Genomic DNA, 7491 nt, shown 5'->3' on the forward strand with positions numbered 1-7491 from the left:
GGCTTGAGTACCACCATCCCATCTGCGGGTAGACACTTGTACTCGGCATGACAACCCATACCCGCACCACTAAATCCTAAAACTCGATCGCCGACTTGGAAGTTGCTGACATTTTTGCCAACTGATTCTACCTCTCCCGCCAGCTCTGTCCCCAGAATCGGTTGTCGTGGTTTCGAGATTCCAAACACCAACCGCGATATTAAACCGAAGCCAACAGGCATCTTCAGGCTGCGCACTCGCCAATCAGCTGACGTGACTGTAGTTGCATGGATTTTGATGAGGACTTCATTCTCTTTGGGAATAGGCTTGACGACCTCGACAAGTTGCAGCACGTTTGGGGAACCGTAGTTTTTATATATAACCGCTTTCATAACTTTCCCTGGGAAGATCGATCTGATTGGAAGGAAATCACCGTCACTGATATAGCTATACGAAAGGCGTTAGAAGATTACTGACGATCGGCTTCGCTAGCGAGCAGGATCGATGTTCATTAGACAATTGTAATACGTCCGCTTTCGACCGGATAGCCGCAGCCGATGGGCAGAAGGCCGATCGCGCGCTGCCAACCAAAAATTACAGGAAATCTTCAACTTCTAAGGGGCTATGGCGATCGCAACTACGCGCAACCACAGATTTAGATCGCTAGTCCTGGAAAACGCCGCCACAGATTGACACCTTGGCTAAGTATCTACCAATAAATATCCAGTCAGTGAGATCGAGGTACGGTAGTCCCCAGAGACTCGATCAAGAGTAAATTGGCTTGAAACCTTGATTCAAAGCCAATTTACAACTGTAGAATTCAAGTCGCGATCGGGCGGTAATTTGGTGGCGATCGCAGCTAGACGAACGAAGCAAAACGTAATAAGATTCACCCAGTGGAACCAGACAGGTCTCAATCAGACAAGGTTTAGGCCACTGAGTATCGGTTATGGCAAAAGAGACTGTAGATTCAAAAAATTATCACCGCGCGATGACATTAACAGATCGCGATTGGGGAATAGTAAATAAAACCTGCATTGTTGATGGATCTTGGCCGATCGCGCATGAGAGTAAATCGTTTATTTATAATTTGGGGGCATAGAAGGCGTGCGCTTTTTCAATCGCTTTTCCTTATCCAGGGATATGGGTATGGACCTGGGAACTGCCAATACACTGGTCTATGTATCTGGCAAAGGTATCGTTCTGGCAGAACCTTCAGTGGTGGCGATGGACCAAAAGACTAAAATGCCACTCGCCGTCGGGATCGAAGCCAAAAAAATGCTGGGGAGAACCCCTGGTGATGTGATTGCGCTGCGGCCGCTGCGCGATGGCGTGATTGCTGACTTTGATATTGCGGAAGTGATGTTAAAAGAATTCATTCGCCGTGCGAATGAAGGCAGTAACGTGATCAGACCTCGGTTGGTAATCGGCATTCCTAGTGGGGTCACGGCAGTCGAACGGCGGGCTGTGATGGATGCCGCTCTCCAAGCTGGTGCTAGTGAAGTATTCCTGATCGATGAGCCAATTGCGGCGGCAATCGGTGCTGGTTTGCCAGTCGGCGAACCGACGGGCAGCATGATTATCGATATTGGTGGCGGGACGACAGAAGTTGCGGTATTGAGCTTACAAGGCTCGGTAATTAGTGAATCTGTACGGATTGCTGGGGACGAATTGAGCGATTCGATCGTCAACTACATGAAGAAAGTCCATAACCTGGTGATTGGCGAACGCACGGCTGAAGAAATCAAAATTCAAATTGGTTCGGCTTATCCGATGCCTGAGGATAATGATACGACCATGGAAGTTCGCGGCGTACATCTATTGTCGGGATTACCTCGGACAGTGACGATCAAAGGCCCCGAAATTCGTGAAAGTATGTCCGAACCGCTCTCGACGATCGTCGAGGCAGTCAAGCGGACGCTAGAGCGGACGCCCCCAGAGCTAGCTTCCGATATTATCGATCGCGGGATCATGTTGGCAGGTGGTGGTGCCAATCTGCGCGGGATCGATATGTTGATCAGCCATGAAACTGGCATTGTGACGCACATTGCCGACGATCCGCTCACCTGTGTGGTCTTGGGTACTGGCAAAGTCCTCGAAGACTTCAAAAACATGGATCGCGTCTTCAGCGGTCGATCGCGCAGTCTGTAGACCCGCTCCACCGCCTCAATTAACAGGTGTAGGGAAAATTTTGAGATTTCCTACACCTTGACTCTCCCCCCGACCATCCCTTATTTAAGTAATTAACAACAAGCAACGAACTATGTTTACTCTGCGCCGCTGGTGGGACAAAAATGCCCTGAAATTAGCCGGATTTGGGACTGTTATCGGTGCTACTTACCTATTGTTGCAATCTCAAAATGCACTGGTATTTGAAGTTTACAATGCGCTGTCGCAACCATTTCAGTCTAGCCCCAGACAGCTAGACTATCTCAAGACCGCCAGAGTCGAACAGCTTCAAAACGAAATCCAAGAATTAAAACAGCAAAATCAGCAACTCAAGCAATTAACTAGCTATAGTGCGTCAGTTCCAAATAAAGCAATCTTGGCACCAGTTGTGCTCAGAAGTGCCGATAATTGGTGGCAGCAGATCGTCATCGGGCGCGGTAGTGCCGACGGCATCGCGATCGACTATATTGTGGTCGGGACAGGTGGCGTTGTGGGCAGAGTAATTAGCGTTTCCCCGCATACCAGCCGCGTATTATTAGTCAGCGATCCCAGCAATCGGATGGGTGTCCTCGTCAGTCGGACGCGAAATCTCGGCATCCTTCAAGGCACTCGCACCAATCAGGCGGTATTACAGTTCTTTGATAAACGGCCATCGGTCAAAATTGGTGATGTTGTCTCGACTTCAGCGGTCAGTCAGTTATTTCCGACGGGGCTGTCAGTGGGGAGAATCGTAGAAACTAATTTGAATAAGTCTCCTGCGCCAGAGGCGATCGTCGAATTTACCGCCCCGTTCAATGCTCTAGAATGGGTGACGGTGCATTCTCACAATCCCCATGCTGTCGTCGAGACACCAATTAAACCAGAATTGAAAGCCCCGCCAGCAGACACGCTGACGAAGCCACCTGCCAAGTTACCCTAACATTGAAATCGATCGTCATGAATATTGCTAAATTACCGCCGCTGGTTCGGACTGGACTGAATGGGGCGATTGTCTTTGGCTCGGTTGGCTTGTGCTTGCTGCTGTTGCCGACCCGCTGGCCGGGGATGGAAATTTTGGGAGTCGGGCCGAGTTGGTTGGTGATGTGGACGATTGCCTGGAGCTTGCGCCGATCGATTTGGCACGCGGCTGGCGCAGGCGTGGTGCTGGGATTGATTCAAGATGCGATGACTTTTCCGATGAGTGCGACACTGGGGACGATCCCGACCCACGTTGTCAGTCTGACGATCGTCGGCGTCCTGACCTTTGTACTGTACAAACGCCGCTATCTGGATGATACAATTTTATCAGTGAGTGTTGGCGCTTGCTTGCTGACACTCGTCAGTGAATCGATTACGGGGGTACAATATTTACTCCAAACCGCGATCGAACAATCGCCCGCACTGAGCCTGGACAGCTTGAGCTATCTGTGGACTGATCGATTCATCGTTGTGCCGATCGCGGCCGCCCTGAGTGGCTTGTGGATGCCAATCCTCTATTATCCATTACAGCTCTGGTGGCAAAAATGGTTGCAGCCGCAGAATTAATTTGGTGATACTGAATTTGAGGATTGAAGAGGGTAAGAAGAAGGGACTGGGGGACGGGGAGATAGATTGTTATTAAACAGCAAACCAGATCTGAAATCGACACCGTCTCAAGGCGATCGGGTGCACAACCAGTCACAATGGATGAATAACGGTTAAACCTCGATCGAGCAGGGAAGGATGCGGCGAGTTTCATGAGTTACTGTCTAAATCCTAGTTGTGTGCGCCCAGAAAATCCGCCGCAGAGTAACTTTTGCCGAAATTGTGGACTGAGATTGAGATTGCGCGATCGCTATTTGGCCGTCCAGCCGATCGGGCAAGGTGGATTTGGTCGGACATTTAAAGCGATCGATGAAGACAAACCATCGAAACCTTTTTGCGTAATTAAGCAATTTTTTCCGCAGGTGACCGGAACAGCCTCGGCCAATAAAGCAGCGACTTTATTTACGCAAGAAGCCAGCGCACTAGAGCAATTAAATTATCCGAATATCCCGAAGTTACTGGCTTACTTTATCACGCCAGATGGTCGTCAATATTTAGTTCAAGAATTTATTGATGGTCAAAATCTCAAAACCGAGCTGGAAAAGCACGGTAAATTTTCAGTTGCCCAAATTCAAGAATTACTGATTACAATTTTGCCAACTTTAGAATATATCCATCAATTAGGATTTATTCATCGCGATCTTAAACCCGAAAATATCATTCGGCGGACTGACAATCGCCAATTGTATCTAGTCGATTTTGGTGCGGCTAAAATTACCACTACCAACCCGAAACAGCAGGGAACGACGATCGGTACGCCCGAATTTATGGCACCAGAACAAGGCTGGGGTAGTGCATATCCCGCCAGCGATCTCTACAGTCTTGGTGTGACTTGTCTCAATTTACTAACTGGTGTTTCGCCGTTTAATTTGTTTGACGATCTCCAAAACCAATGGAGTTGGAAAGACCAGATTGCAGAGCCGATCGAGCCACAATTAGCAACAATTCTAGATAAATTAATCCAATCTCGACCGATCGATCGTTATCCTAGTGCCCAAGCAGCTCTCGATGCTTTGACCGGACATTCTGCTCCGATACCCAGTCAAAAGATTGGTGAACCAGAGCCAGTTCGATCGGCAATTGAGATACCAATTCCAACTGCAATTCCGACACCATTAGGAACTAATAATAACCTGACGTGGGAATGCCAGTATATATTTGCATGGCACCGTAAACCAATTAATGCGATCGCAATCTTCGATAATGGTGAATACTTAATTAGCGGCGATGATGGCGGTACAGTGGCTGTTTGGAACCTCTCTATGCCCCAACAACCGATCGCCACTTACTCGAATAATAATGCAATCTATGCAGTCGCGGCTAGCCCCAATCGCAGCCAGATCGCTAGCGGTGACAAAAATCGGCGCGTCCAACTTCGTCGCAAAGAATCGATCGTTAATTCACTCCAAGAATTGCGCGCCGATGGTAGTAGTCTAGATAGTCATCAAGGATTTGTTTATAGCGTGCAATTTAGTCCCGACGGGACGATCTTGGCTAGTGGTAGTGCAGATCGCCGCATTCGATTGTGGAATACGGCAACGGGGAAAGTCATCTATACACTCGACGGACACCAGGAGTCGGTGATGGCGATGCAATTTATGCCCAATGGTAAAATCTTAATTAGTACTGGGATCGATCGCACGATCCGCTTCTGGGATTTGGAGCGCAAACAATTACTCAAAACTATTGACGCTCACGAACAGACGATTCATGCATTGGCAATTAGTCGCGATGGGCGGAAGATCGTGACTGGTAGTAGCGATCGTACCGTCCAAGTCCGACAATTGGGTACGTCTACTCACGATACATTCCAGGGGCATCAGGAGGCAGTGCTGGCAGTCGCAATTAGTCCCGATTGCAAAACGATCGCTTCTGGTGCGATGGATGGCAAGATGAACCTGTGGGACGCCGATACGAACCAATTAATTACTAGTATTCAGGCGCATGATAGTGCGGTTAGATCGATCGTCTTTCATCCTGTTGGGCAAGCCTTAATTACCGCAAGTTGGGATCGCACGATGAAGATCTGGCGACCTATTTGAATTAAGTGTGTAGTTTGGATTAGCGATCGAGTTAATTTTAGGTTTCGATCGATCCCTTCAACCCAATCCTCCACTTGTATCACCAATCGTTTAATCCCGCAGCCATCCAAATAAATCGCCTAAAGTGAGCTGAAAATCTTTGGCAAATTCAGGAACAGGTAATACATCGATCTCTTCATCAAATACTTGGGTCGATCGATCTGTTGCATAGACAAAAATCGATCGTTCTGCTGGATCTATTAACCAACCCATCTGCGTACCGTTTTGCAAGCAGTGTAAAATATTTTTAGTTACTTTTGTCTGGCTTTGCTCGGGGGACAAAATTTCAATCGTCCAATCTGGCGCGATCGCAAACACGTTAGCAATATCGCCATTTTCATCGCGGGGAATCCGATCGCTAGTAAAAACCGTCACATCGGGTATAGTCGATCGATCACCAAAGCTGCAACGAAGTTCTGGATAAGCACGCACTAATCGCTGAGGTTTAAAAGCTGCGTTAATATTGGCAGTTAATTCGCCCTGAATTAAGCTATGTTTCCCTTGTGGCATGGGTTTTTGAATAATTTGACCATCGATGAATTCATTTGCTGGTTTGGTTTCTGGTAGCAATAAGAATTCTACTAAGGTCATGACTTTAACTGGAGATTGAACCATCTTTAGCCCACCGATATTTCAATTTAATTCTATTGTACCTAAGCGAGTTTCTATCTCAACAGCCAAACTAGCTCTCTCATTCGTCTGAATCATCATTGAGAGAGCGGCGGAGTTCGGCAATGACAGCCTCAGCAGATTGGGGCTTTAACTTACCTGCTTTGAAGGCTGCGATCGATTCTTGAGCATCTTTAGCAATTTCATCCCGACTGGCTTCTAGATGCCGCTGGCGCAAGATCTCAATTAATAGTTCTTGTTGGTCTAAGGAAAGCTGCATAACTGTTGCTAGTGCCCGATCGAGCGTGGTCATAAAATATTACCCGAATTAGCTAAAGTATTGCAATTTACTAAATCCATTTTATCATTATCCTGATGTTCGATCGGGTTTAAACCTGTGAGATCGATGCGTTGGACACAACGATTTCAATCGTGGGCGGTGCTGGAACAACGCAATTCCCCTACACCTGCGACATCAATGCGTTTAACAAATCTGTCTGCTTACCTTTGCCAGATTCGATCGACTCCTCCAATCGATCGCACATCCCCATCAATCGATCGATCTTCTCCACTATTCGCCCTTGTTCTGCAAGAGGTGGAAGGGGAATTTTAATTGTTTTAAGTTTTCCAGCACTTAGTCCAATGTTGCCCGCTGTTGTGGCACACATTTCTTCGATTGCTTCACGAGTTTGTGCGGCGTTCATCATGTAACAAACATAGCGTGGGCAATATGAATCTATATCGATACGGAAGCGAATTAACTTGTCTGGGTTGACCTGTACACGTCCTGACTCGCCGCGATAATAGGAAAAACGTCCGACATAGTGAAGATTGCCATTGAATCGGCAAGCTAGTAGATCGCCTGGTAAAAGTTGAAACTTCTGAATCTCATTTGCGGATAAATCAACGTGTTTGAAATCATCCTCATTGACATAGAAGTCTCTTTGCGAAGTTCCTGCGCTAATGCGGAGTACTTCAGTAGCAGATGTATCGGAAGTGGGGCTTTTTGAAACACCATTGATAGAAGATTCAGCCAAGATCGATTGGAGAGAATCAAGTTTGGGTGCTGATTCTTGTCGTACCAACTTGC

The 7491-nt window shown here is 47.4% G+C and carries 8 protein-coding genes; 4 read left to right on the top strand and 4 right to left on the bottom strand.

Annotated features, from left to right (window positions below; translation table 11 throughout):
- On the bottom strand, positions 1-371 hold a 371-nt coding region (locus RMO27_RS12260), incomplete at its 3' end, for an alcohol dehydrogenase catalytic domain-containing protein (protein WP_309732823.1).
- Between the two features lie 751 nt (positions 372-1122).
- On the opposite strand from RMO27_RS12260, the gene RMO27_RS12265 reads away from it, so the two are divergent.
- From RMO27_RS12265 to RMO27_RS12280, 4 genes are all read left to right on the top strand, one after another.
- A complete protein-coding gene (locus RMO27_RS12265; protein ID WP_396133690.1) occupies positions 1123-2130 on the top strand; it encodes a rod shape-determining protein in 1008 nt (335 codons plus the stop codon).
- A 112-nt stretch (positions 2131-2242) separates the two neighbouring features.
- A complete protein-coding gene (gene mreC / locus RMO27_RS12270) occupies positions 2243-3067 on the top strand; it encodes a rod shape-determining protein MreC (protein ID WP_309732827.1) in 825 nt (274 codons plus the stop codon).
- Between the two features lie 17 nt (positions 3068-3084).
- On the top strand, positions 3085-3672 hold the full coding sequence (gene mreD / locus RMO27_RS12275) for a rod shape-determining protein MreD (protein WP_309732830.1): 588 nt from the start codon (positions 3085-3087) through the stop codon (positions 3670-3672).
- A 191-nt stretch (positions 3673-3863) separates the two neighbouring features.
- Positions 3864-5753 carry a serine/threonine-protein kinase gene (locus tag RMO27_RS12280; RefSeq protein ID WP_309732832.1) on the top strand — a complete coding sequence of 630 codons (1890 nt, stop codon included), beginning with the start codon at positions 3864-3866 and terminating at the stop codon, positions 5751-5753.
- A 90-nt stretch (positions 5754-5843) separates the two neighbouring features.
- Here the strand turns inward: RMO27_RS12280 and RMO27_RS12285 are convergent, their stop codons facing one another.
- The 3 genes from RMO27_RS12285 to RMO27_RS12295 form a co-directional block, all read right to left on the bottom strand.
- Positions 5844-6407, bottom strand: coding sequence for a Uma2 family endonuclease (locus tag RMO27_RS12285; protein ID WP_309732834.1), 564 nt, complete (start codon positions 6405-6407; stop codon positions 5844-5846).
- A gap of 76 nt (positions 6408-6483) precedes the next feature.
- A complete protein-coding gene (locus RMO27_RS12290) occupies positions 6484-6714 on the bottom strand; it encodes a hypothetical protein (protein ID WP_309732836.1) in 231 nt (76 codons plus the stop codon).
- Positions 6715-6862: 148 nt separating this feature from the next.
- On the bottom strand, positions 6863-7491 hold a 629-nt coding region (locus tag RMO27_RS12295; RefSeq protein WP_309732838.1), incomplete at its 5' end, for a restriction endonuclease subunit S.

Source organism: Chamaesiphon sp. OTE_75_metabat_556 (genome assembly GCF_031378165.1).
Classification (GTDB): Bacteria; Cyanobacteriota; Cyanobacteriia; order Cyanobacteriales; family Chamaesiphonaceae; genus Chamaesiphon.